The following is an 18,465-nucleotide window of genomic DNA, read 5'->3' as shown; positions in this document are numbered from 1 at the left end:
AGTTTCCACGACGGCGCCCTCCACGGAACGAAACGGACCATCGTCGATGAAGAAGACGCTCGGGATCATTCTGGTCGCTGCGATCGCGGCTGGCCTCTATTGGCGCGACGGTCTCGTCGCCCTCACCGCGCCCTATGTATCCCAGGCGCTCGCCGCCGTGTCGCCGGGTGCGGCGCCCGCCGCGCCGGCCGACGTCAAGGACCCCGCCGCCACGGGCGTTGGCACCCACCGCCAGCACGCGAACGGCGACGCTTCGGCCGCCAATGGCGCCGGCAAACCCTCCGGACAGGGCGGCGGTCGTCGCGGCTCCGGCGCGCCGACGCGCGTTTCCACCGTGGCCGCCGGCGCCGAGGACATGCCGGTCGAGCGGCGCACCATCGGCGCCATCGCCTCGCCGGCCAACCTGACGGTGACCACCGAGACCTCGGGCATCGTCACCGATATCCTGGTCGCCGACGGCGCCGACGTGAAGACCGGCGACGTGCTGGTCCGCCTCGACAGCCGCATCGCCGAGGCCGTCGTCGAGAAGGACAAGGCGGCGCTCGCCCGCGATCAGGCGACGCTCGACCACGCCCGGGAAACCGCTGCCCGGCAGCAAAGGCTGCTCAGCAACGAGGCGGTGTCGCAGCAGTCGCTGGAAGACGCCAACGCCGCCGTCAAGACCGCCGAGGCGACGGTGGCCGTCGATCAGGCGACGCTGAAGTCCGACCTCGTCACCCTCGACCAGAAGACCATCCGCGCCCCGTTCGACGGCCGCCTCGGCGCCGTCGCCCCGGCGGTCGGCAGCCTCGTCCAGCCCGGCACGGCCATCGTCCGCCTGACCCGTCTCGACCCGCTCTACGCCAGCTTCGCCCTGTCGGAGAGCGACGCCGCCCTGGTCCGCACCGCGCGCGCCGCCGGCAAGCCGATCAAGGTGTCCGTCACCCCGCTCGGCGCCACCGACACCTTCACCGGCACCGTCGATTTCGTCGACGACGCCGTCGACGCCACATCCGGCACCTTCATCGCCAGGGCGACGCTTCACGGCGTCGCCGACAGGCTGGTGCCCGGCCAGTCGATCGCCGTCGAGGCGGCCATCGGCTCGATGCCGGTGGTGGCCGTGCCGACGGTGGCCTTGCAGGCGACGCAGCAGGGCAACGTCGTCTACGTCGTCGGCGCCGATGGAACGGTGGCCGCGAAGCCGGTGACGGTGGCGCTGTCGGCCGGCGACCGCTCCGGCCTCTCCTCGGGCGTCGCAGCCGGCGAGCGGGTGGTGGTGGAAGGACAGGTGCGCCTTGCCGACGGCATGAAGGTGATCGACGCCTCGACCGAGGCGGCCGGCGCCACTCCCGACGCGGGCAAGCCGGGCGGTAAGGCGGGGGGCCACAGGTCCGGCGCCGGCCAGCCGACCGACACGGCGGAGGCCCGGCCATGAGCCTTCCGGCCCTGTTCATCCGCCGGCCGGTCGCCGCCATCCTGCTGGCGCTCGGCCTGTCGCTCGCCGGCTTCTTCGCCTATCGCCTGTTGCCAGTGGCCGCCCTGCCGCGCGTCGACTTCCCGACGATCACCGTGTCGGCCCAGCTCTCCGGCGCCTCGCCGGAAACCATGGCGACGGCGGTGGCGACGCCGCTGATCAAGCAGTTCCAGACGATTTCCGGCATCGACACCATCTCGGCCCGGTCGTCGCTCGGCTCCACCTCCATCACGCTGCAATTCGAGCTCACGCGCAACATCGACAGCGCCGCCGCCGACGTGCAGTCGGCCATCGACGTCGCCCGCCGCCGCCTGCCCGACAACATGACCTCCGACCCGAGCTACCGGAAGGTCAACCCGGCCGACATGCCGATCCTGCTCCTGTCGATCACCTCGCCGACGGTGCCGCTGACCGATCTCGACTCGCTGGCCCAGAACGTACTGTCGCCGGCCATCTCCACCATCAGCGGCGTCGCCCAGGCGCAGATCTTCGGCTCGCAGAAATACGCCGTCCGCGTCGAGGCCGACCCCGACCGCCTCGCCGCCCGCGGCATCGGCCTCGACCAGCTGTCCACCGCCATCGCCAGCGCCAACAACCAGTCGCCGGTCGGCAGCATGGACAATGCCGCGCAGACCATCACCCTCGACGCGCCGACCCAGCTGACCTCGGCCGACGGCTTCCGCTCGCTGATCGTCTCCTCCAGCGCGGCCGGCCCGGTGCGGCTCGGCGACGTCGCCACCGTCGTCGACAGCGTCGAGAACCGCAACTCCGCCAGTTGGTACGACGGCACGCGCGCCATCACGCTGGCCGTCCAGCGCCAGCCCGACGCCAACACCGTCGAGGTGGTCGACGCCATCAAGGCGGCCCTGCCGGCCATCACTGCCCAGTTGCCGCCGTCGGTCAACGTGTCGCTGATGAACGACAACTCGGCGCCGATCCGCGCCGCCGTCGCCGACGTGCAGTTCACGCTGCTGCTGACCATCGGCCTGGTCATCCTGGTGATCTACCTGTTCCTCGGCAAGCTCACCACCACCGCCATTCCGGCCATCGCCGTGCCGCTGTCCATCCTGATCGCCTTCGGGGCGATGTACGTGCTCGGCTATTCCATCGACAACATGTCGCTGCTGGCGCTGACGCTGTCGGTCGGCCTCGTCGTCGACGACGCCATCGTCATGCTGGAGAATATCGTCCACCACATCGAACAGGGCGAGAAACCGATGGCCGCCGCCTTCAAGGGCGCCGCCGAGGTCACCTCCACCATCATTTCCATGTCGCTGTCGCTGATCGCCGTCTTCCTGCCCATCCTCCTGATGGGCGGCGTGGTCGGCCGCCTGTTCACCGAGTTCGGCATGGTGGTGTCGCTCGCCATCACCGCCTCGGCGCTGGTGTCGCTCACCGTGACGCCGACGCTGGCCGCCCGCCTGCCGGCCGGCATCGGCAAGCCGCCGGCCCGCTACAGCCTCGCCGGCCTGTTCGACGCCGGCTTCTCAAGGGTGCTCGCCGGCTACGGCAGAAGCGTCGGCTGGACGCTGCGCCACCCGCTGCCGATGGCGCTGGTGTTCCTCGCCACCTTCGCCGGTTCCGCCTGGCTGTTCGCCGACCTGCCCAAGAGCTTCCTGCCTCAGGAGGACATCGGCCAGCTCTCCATCTCCACCCAGGCCCGGCAGGACATTTCCTACGACGCCATGGCCAAGCTGCAGAAAGAGGCGGCCGACCTCGTCGCCCGCGACCCGGCCGTCGCCCACGTCAACGCCCAGGTCGGCTCGTCGCAGCTCAACTCGGCCAACATGAACGTGCAGCTGAAGCCGGCGGCCGAACGCGACGCCATGGACGCGGTGGTCGGCCGGCTGCGCCAGTCGCTCGGCCACATCGTCGGCCTCCAGAGCTTCGTCACCCCCTCGCAGAGCCTGCGCCTCGGCGGCCGCTCCAGCCAGAGCCAGTATCAGCTCGTGGTGCAGTCGCTCGACGCCACCGAGCTCGGCGACTGGGCCGGCCGCCTGCGCGACGCCATGGCCGCCGAGCCAGCCACCTTCACCGACGTTGCCACCGACTTGCAGAACAACGCGCTGCAGGCCCGCATCGTCATCGACCGCGACCGGGCCGAGCACCTCGGCATCACCGCCGCCACCCTGCGCAAGACGCTGGGCGAAGGCTTCGGCGAGCAGACGGTCGCCGACATCCAGTCGACCGGCGACAGCTACTCGGTGATCCTCGAATACGATCCCAACCTCGCCTGGAGCAACGACCGCCTGTCCGAGCTGCGCGTCCGCTCCGCCACCACCGGCTCGCTGGTGCCGCTCACCGCCTTCGCCTCGGTGGAGCGGAAATCCGGCCCGGTCACGCTCAACCAGACGGGGCAGCTGACCTCGATCACCGTTTCCTTCAACCTGCCGCAGGGCGTGTCGCTCGGCACCGCCACCGCCCGCATCGACACCATCAAGCAGGAGGTCGGGCTGCCGTCGACGGTGTTCACGTCGTTTGCCGGCACGGCGCAGGTGTTCGCCCAGTCGACGGCCAACACGCCGCTTCTGATCCTCGCCGCCATCCTCACCATCTACGTGGTGCTCGGCGTGCTCTACGAGAGCTTCATCCACCCGCTGACCATCCTGTCGGGCCTGCCGTCGGCGGCGCTCGGCGCCCTCCTGGCCCTGAAGCTCACCGGCATGGACCTCTCGATCATCGCGCTGATCGGCATCCTGATGCTGATCGGCATCGTCAAGAAGAACGCCATCATGATGGTCGACGTGGCGCTCCAGCTGATGCGGGAGGACGGCGCCAAGGCCAGGGACGCCATCCACGAGGCGGCCACCCGCCGCTTCCGCCCGATCATGATGACCACCTTCTGCGCCCTGCTCGGCACGCTGCCCATCGCCATCGGCCACGGCGCCAGCGCCGAACTGCGCCAGCCGCTCGGCGTCGCCGTGGTCGGCGGCCTGATCGTCAGCCAACTGCTGACCCTCTACATCACCCCGGTGATCTTCATCGGCTGCGAAAAGCTGCGCACCATGGCGTCTCGGCGCCAAAGAGAACCGGCCGGAATGCCGGCAGAGTGAGGACGTGACATGACGTGCGGCGTGGCGGCGTCAAATGGACTGGTCGGGCGCTTCCTTGCCAGCCAGCACGCCCGCGCTGTCCATCACGATGGTGACCACGAGTCCTGTTTCCAGGTAACTGAAATCGCACCCGCCGCCGAGGGATTGCGACATGCGGTTGATGAGGACGGTCCCGAAGCCCGAACGCGTCGGCTCAACCGCCGCCGGGCCGTTCCGTTCCGTCCAGACGAGTCTCAGTATGTCGCCGGACGAGGCGGACGCCAAGACATTCCATGCGATCCCGACCGTTCCGGCGTCAGAGGATAAAGCACCGTATTTGAGGGAGTTTGTGCCGAGTTCGTGGAATATGAGATTGAGTGGAACGATCGCGCGCCCATCGATGATGGTATCGCCACCGTCAAACGTAATCCGCTCGCCCTCGTCCGTGCCCAGAGCACGCAGCGATGCCGTAACGACCGTGCTCAGGCTCGGATTTGTGCCATGGGCCGCCCCCCTGATGAGGGCAACGGAATGCGCCATGGCGCCGATCCTCTCGCGAAGCTGACTGGCAAGCTCCGCGGGCGTGGCCGCATACTTTTGCGACAGCGCGATAAGGCCGTTGACGGTGGCAAAGAGGTTCTTCAGCCGGTGATCCGCTTCTCCCGACACCATCTCCTGGAAATCCAGGGCCTGGCGCAAGGCCATCTGGGTTCTCACCTGCGACCGCACGGTATAGAGCGCGAGCTGAAGTAGAATCAGGTCGATGCCGACCACGACGAAATAGAACAGAAGCGCGACGACGGACTGGGACGTCAGCGTGAACCCGCCAAAGGGAGGAATGAACCAGTACCACGCAGCGAGTCCGCTAAGGATCGCACAGGTCAGAGCCGGGGACAGGCCCCAGATGAAGCCGGTTATGACGACGCAAGGAAAGAACGTGAGATATGGGAAGCCGGGCGGCAGGAACGGATCAAGCTGGAAACGGGCAGCGGTCGCCACTGCAGTGATGGCGACCGCTGCCAGCTGTCCAATGATGACTAAGCGGATTCGTCGGTCCTTACCTGTACTTTGAAAAGCCGGAAGCCTGAGTAGCGCCTGTAGAAAATACGATACGTCGGTACGCGTTGCCTTGTTTGCTTCTGTTTTCGAGCTCAGCGAATTCCGAGCGGCGTGCTCTGGTTGAGCGGCGTCCCACATGCTACGGTTCCAAAAAACAGACGCCCCATAAAGCAATAATTTACCTGAAATGGCAACATCGTCTTTTGTTGGCAACTCCGATTATCAACGGTTCGAACTGCGACACTCGTCTGCCAAGACCGTGTATCGGGCGAGGTCCTGGGCCGGCTTCAAGGTAGAATACGTAGCCCCCGTCCCCGGCGACAGGTTCCGCTACGAGTGGACGAGCGATCTGCATTTCTGCGCCCTCCACGATATCGTGCTGGAAGATGGCAGTATCCGCGCAGGCGACTCGGCGGAGTTCACCCAAAAGGACCTGCGCAACACCCTGACCTACATCCCAAAGCAGGCGACCGTGACTGGCTGGTCCGAGCTGACGCGACGGAGAAACGGCTACACGGCGATCTACTTCGACCCGGCCGTTCTGCACGAAGAGCTCGACCATCGTCTTGAGGATGTCGTCGATCCCAAAATATACTTCTACGACAACTCGCTTTCGCACCTCATGAGACAGTGCGCCCGCCTTGCCGGCGAAGGCAGCGTCGACGAGCTGTACGCCGAAACGCTTGGCCTGCTCACTGCCCTCAGCATAAGCAACGCAACACCCCTCGCTGAAGCGGCGAAAAAAGCACCGTTGTCACGATCGGCTTTGGCAAGGGTTCTGGAGTTCATAGACGCCAACCTGAGCGGACCCATCAGTCTGGCCGATCTTGCACAGGTCGCAGCGCTTAGCCGGTTTCATTTCAGCCGGGCCTTCAAGGCGACAACCGGGGAAACGCCCTATCAGTTCGTCCTGGGGCGGCGGATCGAGCGGGTGAAACTTCTTCTGGCAAACACCAGCCTGACAATGGACGAAATAGCTGCCACCGCCGGGTTCCACGACGCCGCACACCTTCAAAAGGCTTTCAAGGCTCGGGAGGGGCACAATCCCCTGGCGTTCCGACAGGGGCTGCGGTAGCAGCCCGACAAGCGACCACGGCGCGGAACACTCGGTCGGCCTGCGGAAATGCCGGCCGCGGCCCTGGCGTCGCACTCGACCCACCGCAGCGACCATCCCCGCCGCCCCTCAGCCTTTCCGGAAGAAGCCCAGCACCATCTTCACCTGCTCGGACCGCAGCACCATGACGGCGATCAGGAACATGCCCCACACCGCCGTCGCCATGTGCTGGTTGGCGCCGACCAGGTTGAGGCCCGACGACAGGATCTGCAGGATGACCAGCGAGACGACGACCGGGATGACGCGGCCGTAGCCGCCGAACGGATCGACGCCGCCGAGGAAGCAGGCGAGCACGGTGACCAACAGCAGCGCCTCGCCGTGGCCGACGCGCACCGAGTTGAACCGCGCCAGCATCAGGATGCCGGCGATGGCGCACAGGAGACCCGACAGGGTGTAGAGCAGCACCAGCGTCCGCTTGGTGTGCAGGCCCGAATACTCGGCCGCCATCTGGTTCGACCCGGTCATGGTGACGGAGAAGCCGTGCTGCGTCCGCCGGAGCAGGATGTGCCAGACGATGGCGACCACGCCGAACAGCAGCAGCGGGATCGGGATGCCGATCAGGGACTCGTGGCCGAGCACGTGCATGTAGTCGGGCACGCCGGAGATGTCGCCGCCCCGGGTCAGGAACTCGCCGAGCCCGCGCAGGAAGATCATCATCGCCAGCGACACCAGGATGGGGTGGGCGCCGACATAGGCGACGACGAAACCGATGATCGCCCCGGCCAGCATGCCGACGGCGATGGCGGCGAGGCAGCCGAGAACCAGCGCGCCGAGGCCGGCATCCTTTCCGCCGAACTGCAGCAGGATCCAGGCGAGCGTCAGCCCCGACATGTTGGCGGTGTAGGTGACGGCGAGGTTGAAGCCGCCGGAGATGATCGGCGCCAGCATGGCCAGCGTCAACAGGCCGAGCAGCGGCATCTGGAAGCCCATCGAGCCGAGGTTGGCCGCCGTCATGAACTGCGGGCTGGCGATGCTGAAGCCCAGAACGACGACGATCAGCAGGGCGATCAGGCTCGACGTGTCGGTGCCGAGCCCCGACCGGATGGTGCCCAGGCTAGTCTTCACTTTTCAGCCTCCTGCCGACGACGGAAGAGATCGGCGAAATCGATGTTGGATGTCGAGATGGCCACCAGGATCGCGCCGCCGATGATCATCTTGAACGCGAAGGGCGAAACGCCGAGCAGGTTGAGGCCATTCTGGGTGACGGCGACGAACATGACGCCCAGGACGCAGCCGAGCACCGTGCCCTTGCCGCCGCCGAGGCGGGCGCCGCCAAGCACGATGGCGGCGAGCACGTCCATCTCGCGCCCGATCAGCGCGTTCGGAACCACCTCCTTGACGATGTTGGCCTGCATGAGCCCGGCGATGCCGGCCATCAGCCCCATCCAGCCGAAGGCCAGCGCCTGCATGGCCGCGACGTTGACGCCAGCGCGGCGGGCGCCCTCGGGATTGTCGCCGAAGGCATAGAGCTGGCGGCCGAGGTTGGTGCGCTGGATGAGAAGCCAGGTGGCGACCACGCAGACCACCATCGCCCCCACCGCCAGCGTGAGTTCCGACCACGTGCCATCGGCCGCCTCGTATTCGAACATCACGACGCGGTCGGTCAGCCAGTCGGGCAGATTGTAGATGTTCCGTCCCTTGGAGAAGAACATCAACAGGCCGAAGTAGGCGTTGTAGGTGGCGATGGTGACGACGATCGAGACGATGCGGAACCGGTGGATGAAGAACATGTTGACGAGGCCGAGCGCGATGCCGATCACGCCGCAGACCAGGATGCCGGTCACCCAGTCGCCGCCGCCGATCTGACGAAGAACCTGCACGGCAAGATACTGAACCACCGACGAGACGACGGCGAACGAGATGTCGATGCCGCCGGCGATCAGCACCACCAGCAAGCCGACCGCCCAGATCAGGTTGATGGCGTTGTTGTTGAGCAGGGACGTCAGGTTGTTGAGGGTGAAGAACGAGTCCGACGTCAGCGACAGGCCGACGATCATCGCCAGAAGCACGATGCCGAGGCGGACCTCGGTCTTCCTGTTGGTGAGAAGGTTATGCATAGACCCGCTCCTCGAGCTCCGGAACCGTCATCTTGCGCGGATCGTACTCGGCGATGATCCGGCCTTCGGCCATGTGGAGGATGCGGTCGGAGTTGAACATCGCCTCGGTGGCCTCGTCGGAAATCAGCAGGATGGCCAGCCCGCTGTCGGCAAGGCTGCGCACGATGCGGAAGATGCCGGCGCGCGCGCCGATGTCGACGCCGACCGTCGGGCTGTCGAGGATCAGGAGCTTCGGTTCGGTCGCCAGCCACTTGGCCAGCACGATCTTCTGCTGGTTTCCGCCCGACAGCGTCGAGATCAGGTCGCTCGGGCGGCCGATCTTGACGCCCAGCTTCTCGACCCAGCTCTGAACCAGGGCGTCGCGCTTGCGCATCGACAGCAGCGGCAGCCGCGTCAGGAGCTTGTGAAGCACCGAGATGACGGCGTTGTCCTCGATGGGCTGCTTCTGCAGGAGCCCCAGCGACAGCCGGTCCTCGGACACGTAGGCCAGACCCTCCCGGATGGCGTCGCGGATCGAGGCGGGACGGAACGGGCGCCCCTCGACGCGCATGTCGCCGGCCGTCGGAGCGTGCATGCCCATCAGCACGTGCGCCAGCTCGGTCCGCCCGGAGCCGATCAGGCCGATCAGGCCGAGCACCTCGCCGGCGTGCAGGTCGAAGGAGACGTTGTCGAACTCCCCGGCGCGGCTCAGTCCCCGCACCTCCATGACCTTCGGGGCGTCGACGCGGTCGCGCGCCACCACCTTGTTCTCGATCAGCTGGCCGGTCATCAGCTCGCCGAGCCGCGCCTGCGTCATGCCGGCGCAATCGTAGACGCCGACCAGCCGGCCATCGCGCAGCACGGTCACCCGCGAGGCGATTTCCAGGACTTCGGCCAGTCGGTGGCTGACGAACACCACGGCGACGCCGTCGGCGGAGAGCTTGCGCACGATGTCGAGCAGATGGTCGGTTTCCGACCTCGACAGCGAGGCCGTCGGCTCGTCCATGAAAATGAGCCGGGCGTCGTTCATCAGCGCCCGGGCGATGGCGACGATCTGCCGCCGGGCGATCGACAGCGCCTCGAGCGGCATGTCGAGCTCGAGGGGAACGCCAAGCCGTTCGAGCACGGCGCGCGCCTTCCTGTCCATCTCGCCGTAATGGACGGCCTTCGGCCTCAGGCCGACCATGTCGTCGAAGCAGATGTTCTCCCGGACGCTCATGTGGCTGAACAGCGCCAGGTCCTGCCAGATCACCGAAACGCCACGATTGCGCGCCCCGGTGGGCGAGATCGACCGGACCGTCTCGCCGAACAGCTCGAACAGCTCCGCCTTCTGCGGCTGGTAGACGCCGGTGATGATCTTGATCAGCGTCGACTTGCCCGAGCCGTTCTCCCCGGCAAGGCAATGGACCTCGCCGGCGCGAACCTCGAAGTCCACGTCGTCGAGCGCCTGCAAGCCGCCAAAGGTCTTCGATATGCCCTTGAGGCGCAGCGCAAAGCGCTCCGTGTTGGCATCCGTCATCGTGATGAGCCTCATGACCGGCGCGCGAGTGCCCTCGGGCCGCCCGCGCGCCTTGGCCTAAAACCTGAGTGGAACTCGCCGGGGCGGGGGTCGAAGAAGGATCCTCGCCCCGGCGACGTTTCGGTCAGGCACGTGCAGGGGAGATCAGAGACCCTGATCGGCCAGTGCGTCGACGGAGTCCTTGTTGATCTCCAGGATGTTGTCGGTGATGATGTCGTGCGTCTCGAAGTTGGGATGCACGACGCCCAGGCCCGGAATGTCCGCGCCGTCCTTCACCTCTTCACCCTCGGCCAACATCTTGCCGAGCGTCACGAACACCTCGCCGGCCTGCGCCGGGCTCCACATGTAGCCGCCGGTGAGGGCGCCCTCGTGGACCAGCTTCTGGCCCTGGCCGGGCGAGAAGATGCCGACCACGGAGACGTCGCCGATCTTGCGACGCTCCTCGACGGCGCGGGCGGCGCCGATCGGGCCCTGGCTACCGAACGCCAGGAAGCCCTTCAGGTCCGGATTGGCGGCGATCAGGTCGAGCGCCGTCGACCGGGCGGCATCGACGTTCTCGCCAACGCCGTAGCGTTCGCCGATCATCTGGATTCCGGGCTTTTCAGCCTTCAGCCAAGCGATGGCGGCATCGGCCCAGGCGTTGTGCAGCGGCACCGTCAGCGAACCGACGTAGACGGCATACTTGCCGTTATCGCCGATCGTCTTGGCCAGCAGCTTGGCATGAGCCTCGCCGAGACCCTTGGTCGACGCGAGCTCGAAGTCCCAGTCGACGTTGGCAAGATTCGGCCCTTCGTGGGCGATCACCTTGATGCCGGCGTCGCGCGCCTTCTTCAGCACGGGTTCGAGCGCGGACTCGTCATTCGGCACCACGCCGATGACCTTCACCCCCTTGGCGATGAGATCTTCGATGGCCTGCACCTGCAAGGCAGGATCGGCCGAGACCGGACCGATCATCTCGGCTTCGACGCCGAGCTCGGCCGCCCGCTTCTTGATGCCATCCTCCATGGCATTGAACCAGGGAATGCCGCCGATCTTGACGACGACGCCGATCGTCGTGCCCGCGGCGCTGACCGTGAACGTCATGCCAAGAGTAGCGATGGCGCTGGCGGCAAGAAGCAGAAAACTCTTTTTCATGTTTTCCTCCATCTTTTATGTTTATCAGCCTGTTCCAGACCCACAGAAGCGAAACGCAACGCTTCATTTTCCCCACCGGCCGGATAGATATGCGAACGAATACAGGAACCTCCCGATAACGACCCGACCGGCGGGCAAACACATCTTGAAGTCGGTGGCGGGTTGCTCCAATCCCTCCCCGCCACCGACGTTTTATGCCGGCACGCCTGGCTGCGTGTATCGGCAGTCGAGCCGGAACGCCTCGCGCGCCTCTTCCGCCGACGCGTAGATGCCGGCGCCCTTCAGGGCGAACATGGCGGCGCCGAGCACGGTGATCTCCGGCTCTTCGAGCGTGCGGACGGGAATGCCGAGCGTGTCGGCCTTGATCTGGGTCCAGAGCTGGTTGCGCGTTCCGCCGCCAACCAGCGTCAGCTCGTCCGCCTTGAAACCGCCGACCGTCTCCAGCACCCCGAGCCCGTGCTTGAGCCGCCCCGCCAGCCCCACCAGGGTCGCCCGGAACAAGGTTCCCCGGTCGACATCCAGCGACAGGTTGGCGATGGCGCCCTTGCCGACCAGCATGTTCGGATCGACGGTGACGCCACGGCAGTCGGCCGGCGCGGCCTTGGCCTCGGCGATCATCGCCTCGTATTTGGCGCTGCCGGCGAGCTCCCCGTACATGTTGCGGCCGATCCACTCGATCACCGCCGAGGCGACATACTGGAAGCCCGGATTGTAGTGGCCCCTCAGCACGTCCCACTCGCAGGTGAAGGCGTCGTCGATGGCGTCCGGCGGCGGAATGTCGATGCTGGCGCACCGGGCCATCAAGATCTCCCAGGTGCCCGACGACAGCACCGGCCGGTTGGGCGCCGCGCCGGCGCCGAAGATGGCGAACTGCGTGTCGTGCCCGGCCGAGACCACCGGAATGCCCGCCGGCAGGCCCAGCGCGTCGGCGGCGCCCGCCAGGAGCGGACCGACGACCTCGCCGGGGAAGATCAGCTCGGGGAACAGCGACCGGTCCACGCCGACGGCGGACAGGATGGCGTCGCTGAAATCCTGCGTCTTCAGGTCGGTCATCTGGGAGGTGCCGACCAGCGTGGCGTCGTTGGTGAGCCGCCCGGTCAGCCGATGGGTGAACAGCGAGCTGACGAAGACGAAGTGCTTCGCCGTGTCGAACAGGTCGGGCCGGTGCTCGCGGAACCAGATGAACTTGTTCAGCGTGTTGAAGGAGAAATGGCCGACGCCGCTGATCTGCACGACGCGGTCCGGATCGATGTAGCGGCTCATGTGCCGCTGCGATTCCAGCGTCCGCGTGCATTTCCAGCTGATCACCGGAAACAGCATGCGCCCGTCGGCGTCGAGGAAGCTGCCGTCGCCGCCGAAGGTGGTGACGGTGAGGGCGCGCACCGATCGGACGTCGATCTGCGAGGCGACGTCGCGCGAGCAGCGGCACAGCTTGTCGTAGAGCCCCTCGAAGGGCCAGTAGTGCCAGTCCTTGTGATCCGGATCGGGCTCGGTGCCGCTCTTCTCGCTGGACCGGGCGACGATGCGGCCATGCCCGTCGACCGCCATGGCCCGCAGGTTGGTGCTTCCGCAATCCAGAACGATAACGACATCCTGCGACATGATCTCACCGGGTCTGACGCTGGCGGCACCCACGGCAGCACGTGCCGTCAGCGAGCCGGCGACCGGACCGCCACCATGGCGCTCCGTCACCGACCTTGTTTCAACTCGATCGGCAGGGGCCCTAGAGCCCGCGCCGTGGTTCCTTGCGCTGGGAGTCGGCGCCGCGGCGAACCTCGCCCGTCACCCCCTCCTCGGTAATCATGCAATCGATGCGGTCGACCGGGTTCACCAGGGCGAAGCCGGTGTGGTTGAACTTGCTCTTGTCGCAGAGCAGCACGTTGCTCTTGCTGCGACGGAGCATCGCCTTCTTGACCGCGGCGTTGAGCTCGTTGTTGTCCCAGGCTCCCTCGCCCTCCTGGAAGGCGGCGCAGGAGTGGAAGCAGATGTCGGCGTGGAAGCCGAGAATGTTGCTGATGGTGATCGCGCCGAGAAAGGCGCCGTAGCGCTCGAAATACTCGCCGCCGACCGAGATGACCTTGATCTTCGGACGCTGGACGAAATCGAAGACGATCCGCACGGAATTGGTGATGATGGTCAGATTGATGTCGGGGAGAGACTGCGCCAGATACCAGGCGCTCGAGCTCTGATCCATCATCAGAACGTCGCCGTCGCGGATCAGCCGGACCGCCGACTGGGCGATGACCTTCTTGGCGCCCAGATTTTCCTGTTTGCGCGATCCGAAGGCCAGCGCCTCGACCCCGGTCTCCAGCAGCGACACGGCGCCCCCGTGGGTGCGGCGCAGATAGCCGGAGTCCTCCAGCGTCCGCAAATCGCGGCGGATGGTCTCCACCGACACGTCGAACTGCTCGGCAAGGTCGGTGACGACCACCGACCCCAGATGGTCGACGCGATTGACGATTTCCCTCAGACGGCCAAAGAGCACGGTGCGAACCCTTCAATCCAGCAAAACCAAACATAAACAGTCATATTCGGTCGTATCCTTGTAGGCCAAGAGTCCCGGGAGCGCACTTCTTTTTTTCTCCCCGTGATGAGACTTTCGTCGCGACCAAGCCGACCCATCAATGATTCCGATATAGAAAACACCATAAAATCAGCGATTTATAAACGAGACTACACGCTTTCCCGGATGGATACGTCTTGCAGCGACGTGAACCCCTCCCCGGCAAAGGCCGACCGGACTGCCTATTGTAGACCGAAAGGTCGCGTGCTAAATGGGGCATATACGGAAGTAAACGGGCACAAACGGGCATAAGACCCGAACAGCCCAACCGCCCCCGACAACACGTGAGCCGGCAGACAACGAACTGGACTGGAGAAGACAAAAATGGATGCCAACGTCGCATTGCGAAAGAGCGTGATACGGGCCTGTCAGGAGATGAACGCCAAGGGGCTCAACCAGGGCACCTCCGGCAACATCAGCGTGCGCGTCGACGGCGGCATGCTGATCACCCCGTCGGGCGTCGACTACGACCAGATGCAACCCGACGAGCTGGTGTTCGTCAGCAACGACGGCAAGTACGACCATGAAAAGGTGCCGTCGAGCGAGTGGCGCTTCCACCTCGCCTCCTACCGGGCGCGCGCCGACGCCAACGCCGTCGTCCACAATCACGCGCTCAACTCGGCCATCATCTCCATTCTCAACAAGCCGATTCCGGCCATCCACTACATGATCGCCACCGCCGGGGGCACCGACATCCCGGTCGTCGAATACGCGACCTACGGCACCCAGGAGCTTTCGGACTACGTCGAGGCCGGCCTCAGGACGCGCAAGGCCATCCTGCTGCGCCACCACGGCATGATCGCCACCGGCGCGACGCTCGCCAAGGCCATGTGGCTGGCCGTCGAGGTCGAGACGCTGGCGAAAATGTACCTCGGCCTTCTCCAGGTGACGGACAATCCGCCCTGCCTCAGCGACGCGGAAGTCCACAAGGTTCTGGAGAAGATCGAGCACTACGGCCTGCGGGAGAAGTAAGCGACCCGCACGCTCCGGCCGCGCGGTGGGCTCATCTCCCCCCGGCCCGCCGGCGGACGCGACGGCACGGGGCTCTCTCCCCCCCGTGCCGCCCTCCCCTTTACGATGATCCGCCCGCTCAGGCCTTGGACAACCGGGCCCGGCCGGCGCCCGACGGGGCCTCCTCGCTTCCCAGGCACCCCACCCCCACGAGCGTCGCCCAGACAGCCTCGTCGAGCGAGGTGTGCGGCTCGGCGCCGAGCGTCGCCACCAGCTTGGCATTGTCGAGCCGTACCGGCACCTTCCACAGATAGCGCATCTCCATCACCTCCCTGAGGAAGGGCACGAAGGGCGAGGCGAGCCGCATCAGCCACCAGGGCATGCCCTTCACCGGCAGGAACGGCTCGTCGAGGGCGTGGCGGATCGCCTGGGTCATCGCCGTGCCGTCGCCATCCCAGTGGCCGCCGAAGTTGAACGCGGCGAAATCGTCGAGGTCGGCGTGCTCGGCGAGCCGCACCATCGCCTCCGCCATATCCGGCAGGTAGGCCCACTGGTGGCCGACGCCGCGCCGCCCAGGATAGCTGAGCGAGCGCGGCCGGCTGCCGGCCTTCACCAGCCCCTGGCTGAACCAGTTGTTGGCCGCCCCCGGGCCGAAGAAGTCGCCGGCCCGAACGATCAGCACCCGCGCCTTGCCGCGCAAGGCCGCCGCCTTCAGCCGCCGCTCCATCTCCACCCGGATCTTGCCCTTGCGGGTCAGGGCGTTCTGCGGCGCCGCCTCGGTGATCACCGGGAAGGCGTCGGGGCCGTAGTTGTAGACGGTGCCGGGCAGGACGATGCGGGCGCCGTTGGCCTCGGCGGCGGCGATGGTGTTGTCGAGCATCGGCAGCACCAGCTTGTCCCAGTCGCGATAGCCGGGCGGGTTGACGGCATGAACGATCAGCGCCGCGCCCTCGGCCGCCTTCGCCACATCGGCGGCGACCATGGCGTCGCCCTTGATCCATTGGAAGCGGCCATCCCTGCCGGCCTGCCCGGGCGCCCGGTGGAGCGCCCGCACCTGCCAGCCGCCGGCGGCCAGCCTGGAAGCCACTTCGCCGCCGATACCGCCGGTGGCGCCGAGAACGAGTGCGATCCTGGTGTTCATCGTCCATCTCCATCTGTTGATGGACTGAAGATGGCCCCGATCACGGATAAACGGAATTGCCCGTTATCTTACCTGTGCTATACGAAAATAGATGAGCCACGAGCCGAGCTGGGATCTCTACCGTACCTTCAACGCCGTGCTCGCCGAGGGCTCCCTCTCCGGCGCGGCGCGGGCGCTCGGCCTGACGCAGCCGAGCGTCGCCCGCCACGTCGACGCCCTTGAGGCGGCGGTGGGCGCGCCGCTGTTCCTGCGCACCGCGCGCGGCCTGTCGCCCACCGACGCGGCGCTGGAGCTGAGGCCCTTCGCCGAGCTGATGGCCTCCACCTCCGCCGCCTTCATGCGCACTGCCGAGGGCCGCACCGGCGAGGTGGACGGCACGGTGCGCATCGCCGCCAGCGAGGTGGTCGGCATCGTCCACCTGCCGGCCATCCTGACGCGGCTGCGCCGGCGCTACCCCCGGCTCACCATCGAATTGTCGCTGTCGAACGCCGTCGACGACCTCCTGAAGCGGCAGGCCGACATCGCCATCCGCATGGTCCGGCCCGAGCAGCAGGCGCTGCTGGCGCGGCGCGTCGGCGTCTTTCCGGTCGGCCTTCACGCCCACAGGGACTACCTCGCCCGACGCGGCATGCCCGAAAGCATGGATGATCTCGGCCACCACGACATCATCGGCTACGACGTGGAGACGCCAGCCATCCGCGCCTTCGCCCAGCGCCATCCGGGGCTCGACCGCGCCTCGTTCGCCCTGCGGGTCGACAGCAACATCGCCCACCTCGCCGCCATCCGCGCCGGTTTCGGCATCGGCGTCTGCCAGACGATCGTCGCCGAGGCCGAACCCGACCTCGTGCGCGTGCTGCCCGACGCCTTCCACGAGGATATGGAGACATGGGTGGCGATGCACGAGGACCTCGGCGCCAACACCCGCTGCCGCGCCGTGTTCGACGCGCTGGTCGCCGAGCTGACCGCGCTGGTCAGGCCAAAAGCGCAAGATCGGTCGAGCGCTTGAGACGCACGCAAGGCTAGCTGGCCTCGCCACGGAGGACAGGACGATGAAGGCGGCGCTTCAGGCCTACCATGCCCGGATGCAGCGGGTGCTGGACCACATAGACCGGCACCTCGACGAGGATCTGGATCTCGACACGCTGAGCGGCGTCGCCGCCTACTCGAAGTATCACTTCCACCGGCAGTTCACGGCGACCTTCGGTCTCTCGGTGCATCGCTACGTCCAGCTCGCCCGCATGAAGCGGGCCTCGTTCCGGCTGGCCTACAGGGATGAGCGGAGCATCACGGATGTCGCCATGGACGCCGGCTACGAGGCGCCCGATGCCTTCGCCCGCGCCTTCCGGCAACGGCTGGGGCAGTCGCCCTCGTCCTTCCAGAAATCCCCCGACTGGGAGCCGTGGCTTGCGGCCTTCGGGGCTCTCGACGATGCGAGGAGCAAGCTCATGCGAAAGACATTCACCGCCGACGACGTGACCATCCGCGACGTGCCGACCACCAAGGTGGCGATCATCGAGCATCGGGGCGACCCGGCGATGCTCGGCGCCTCCATCCAGCGCTTCATCGCCTGGCGCAAGGCGGCCGGCCTCTCCCCCGCCACCAGCCCGACCTTCACGGTCTGGCGCTCCGAGCGCCGCCCCGCCGATCCCGCCGACTACAGCGTCGACCTCTGCGTCGGCACCGACCGGCCGGTCGACGAGACCGACGGCGTCAAGGCCGGCGAGATTCCGGGCGGCCGCTGCGCCGTGCTGCGCGTCACCGGCGACACCCACAATCTGGAGCCGGCCGCCCTCTTCCTCTACCGCGACTGGCTGCCGGAGAGCGGCGAGGAGGCCCGCGACTTCCCCATCTACTGCCAGCGCCTGACGCTCTATCCGGAGGTGCCGGAGAGCGAGGCGGCGGCCGACCTGTTCCTGCCGTTGCGGTAACCCCCGACAACCGCCCGCGACGATGGCGCCGGCGGAACGCTCCGCAAGCGCCATCGTCGGGCTCGCCCGGCCGCCGCCGTCAGGCCGTGGCGAACCGCCGCCGGTCGCTGAGGCCCTTCATTTTCAGCAGCATGAAATCGACCACCGCCACGGTGGCGATGACGATGAAAGCCGCGCCGAGCGAGGTCAGCGCATCCCACTGGGACACCAGCACCGCGATGCTGGCTAACACCCAGAGCGCATCGCCCGCGATGCCGCCCCACACGCCGCCGATCGACGTCCGGCGGCTGAGAGCAAGATGGAACAGCCCCCAGGCGACCAGAACGGCGCCGAGGCCCGAGATCGCTCCGGCCGTGAAGACCGGCCCGATCAGCTCGGCGATGAGGCCGGAGAACCCGAGGAAGGCGGCGCCGGCAACGGCCGACAGGATGCCGTCGGCGAACAGGACGGATTTCAGAAAGTTGCGCTTGATGACATCGAGCATGGCTTGTTCCTTTCGTTCTGACGGGACCGATCCTCGCCGCCGAAAGGAAGG

15 protein-coding genes are annotated in these 18,465 nt (G+C 66.8%); 6 read left to right on the top strand and 9 right to left on the bottom strand.

What is annotated here, in order from left to right:
• The first annotated feature begins 46 nt into the window (after nt 1–46).
• Nucleotides 47–1,414: an efflux RND transporter periplasmic adaptor subunit gene (locus tag QQZ18_RS20570; protein ID WP_284542854.1), complete on the top strand. Its 1,368-nt coding sequence runs from the start codon at nt 47–49 to the stop codon at nt 1,412–1,414.
• On the top strand, nt 1,411–4,506 hold the full coding sequence (locus QQZ18_RS20565; RefSeq protein ID WP_284542853.1) for an efflux RND transporter permease subunit: 3,096 nt from the start codon (nt 1,411–1,413) through the stop codon (nt 4,504–4,506). The genes QQZ18_RS20570 and QQZ18_RS20565 overlap by 4 nt, the downstream gene beginning before the upstream one ends.
• Before the next feature lie 30 nt (nt 4,507–4,536).
• Here QQZ18_RS20565 and QQZ18_RS20560 read toward each other — a convergent pair whose 3' ends face one another.
• On the bottom strand, nt 4,537–5,682 hold the full coding sequence (locus QQZ18_RS20560; RefSeq protein ID WP_284542852.1) for a DUF4118 domain-containing protein: 1,146 nt from the start codon (nt 5,680–5,682) through the stop codon (nt 4,537–4,539).
• A 49-nt stretch (nt 5,683–5,731) separates the two neighbouring features.
• Here QQZ18_RS20560 and QQZ18_RS20555 point away from each other — a divergent pair, with 49 nt between their 5' ends.
• Nucleotides 5,732–6,619, top strand: coding sequence for a helix-turn-helix domain-containing protein (locus QQZ18_RS20555; RefSeq protein ID WP_284542851.1), 888 nt, complete (start codon nt 5,732–5,734; stop codon nt 6,617–6,619).
• Between the two features lie 108 nt (nt 6,620–6,727).
• On the opposite strand, the gene QQZ18_RS20550 is transcribed toward QQZ18_RS20555, so the two are convergent.
• From QQZ18_RS20550 to QQZ18_RS20525, 6 genes are all read right to left on the bottom strand, one after another.
• Entirely contained in the window at nt 6,728–7,723 is a 996-nt protein-coding gene (locus QQZ18_RS20550) for an ABC transporter permease (RefSeq protein WP_446728691.1), read from the bottom strand.
• Nucleotides 7,720–8,715: an ABC transporter permease gene (locus tag QQZ18_RS20545; RefSeq protein WP_284542850.1), complete on the bottom strand. Its 996-nt coding sequence runs from the start codon at nt 8,713–8,715 to the stop codon at nt 7,720–7,722. Before QQZ18_RS20545 ends, QQZ18_RS20550 begins: the two co-directional genes overlap by 4 nt.
• Entirely contained in the window at nt 8,708–10,213 is a 1,506-nt protein-coding gene (locus QQZ18_RS20540; RefSeq protein WP_446728690.1) for a sugar ABC transporter ATP-binding protein, read from the bottom strand. The genes QQZ18_RS20545 and QQZ18_RS20540 overlap by 8 nt, the downstream gene beginning before the upstream one ends.
• 144 nt (nt 10,214–10,357) lie before the next feature.
• A complete protein-coding gene (locus QQZ18_RS20535; protein WP_284542848.1) occupies nt 10,358–11,347 on the bottom strand; it encodes a substrate-binding domain-containing protein in 990 nt (329 codons plus the stop codon).
• Nucleotides 11,348–11,539: 192 nt separating this feature from the next.
• Nucleotides 11,540–13,039 (bottom strand): L-fuculokinase, encoded by a 1,500-nt coding sequence (fucK, locus tag QQZ18_RS20530; protein ID WP_284542847.1) that lies wholly within the window; start codon nt 13,037–13,039, stop codon nt 11,540–11,542.
• Nucleotides 13,040–13,070: 31 nt separating this feature from the next.
• On the bottom strand, nt 13,071–13,832 hold the full coding sequence (locus tag QQZ18_RS20525; protein ID WP_284542846.1) for a DeoR/GlpR family DNA-binding transcription regulator: 762 nt from the start codon (nt 13,830–13,832) through the stop codon (nt 13,071–13,073).
• A 402-nt stretch (nt 13,833–14,234) separates the two neighbouring features.
• Here QQZ18_RS20525 and QQZ18_RS20520 point away from each other — a divergent pair, with 402 nt between their 5' ends.
• On the top strand, nt 14,235–14,882 hold the full coding sequence (locus QQZ18_RS20520) for an L-fuculose-phosphate aldolase (RefSeq protein ID WP_284542845.1): 648 nt from the start codon (nt 14,235–14,237) through the stop codon (nt 14,880–14,882).
• A 118-nt stretch (nt 14,883–15,000) separates the two neighbouring features.
• Here the strand turns inward: QQZ18_RS20520 and QQZ18_RS20515 are convergent, their stop codons facing one another.
• The gene (locus QQZ18_RS20515) at nt 15,001–16,002 is read right to left on the bottom strand and encodes an SDR family oxidoreductase (RefSeq protein ID WP_284542844.1); all 1,002 of its coding nucleotides are present in this window, start codon (nt 16,000–16,002) and stop codon (nt 15,001–15,003) included.
• A 91-nt stretch (nt 16,003–16,093) separates the two neighbouring features.
• Here QQZ18_RS20515 and QQZ18_RS20510 point away from each other — a divergent pair, with 91 nt between their 5' ends.
• Together QQZ18_RS20510 and QQZ18_RS20505 are read left to right on the top strand one after the other, a co-directional pair.
• Nucleotides 16,094–17,008: a LysR family transcriptional regulator gene (locus tag QQZ18_RS20510; RefSeq protein ID WP_284542843.1), complete on the top strand. Its 915-nt coding sequence runs from the start codon at nt 16,094–16,096 to the stop codon at nt 17,006–17,008.
• 43 nt (nt 17,009–17,051) lie between these two features.
• Complete coding sequence (locus QQZ18_RS20505; protein WP_284542842.1) at nt 17,052–17,930, top strand: AraC family transcriptional regulator; 879 nt, start codon at nt 17,052–17,054, stop codon at nt 17,928–17,930.
• 79 nt (nt 17,931–18,009) lie between these two features.
• On the opposite strand, the gene QQZ18_RS20500 is transcribed toward QQZ18_RS20505, so the two are convergent.
• Nucleotides 18,010–18,414, bottom strand: coding sequence for a hypothetical protein (locus QQZ18_RS20500; protein ID WP_284542841.1), 405 nt, complete (start codon nt 18,412–18,414; stop codon nt 18,010–18,012).
• Nucleotides 18,415–18,465 lie beyond the last annotated feature (51 nt).

It is taken from the genome of Pleomorphomonas sp. T1.2MG-36 (assembly GCF_950100655.1).
Classification (GTDB): Bacteria; Pseudomonadota; Alphaproteobacteria; order Rhizobiales; family Pleomorphomonadaceae; genus Pleomorphomonas.
This window is presented reverse-complemented; position numbering and strand designations above follow the sequence as displayed.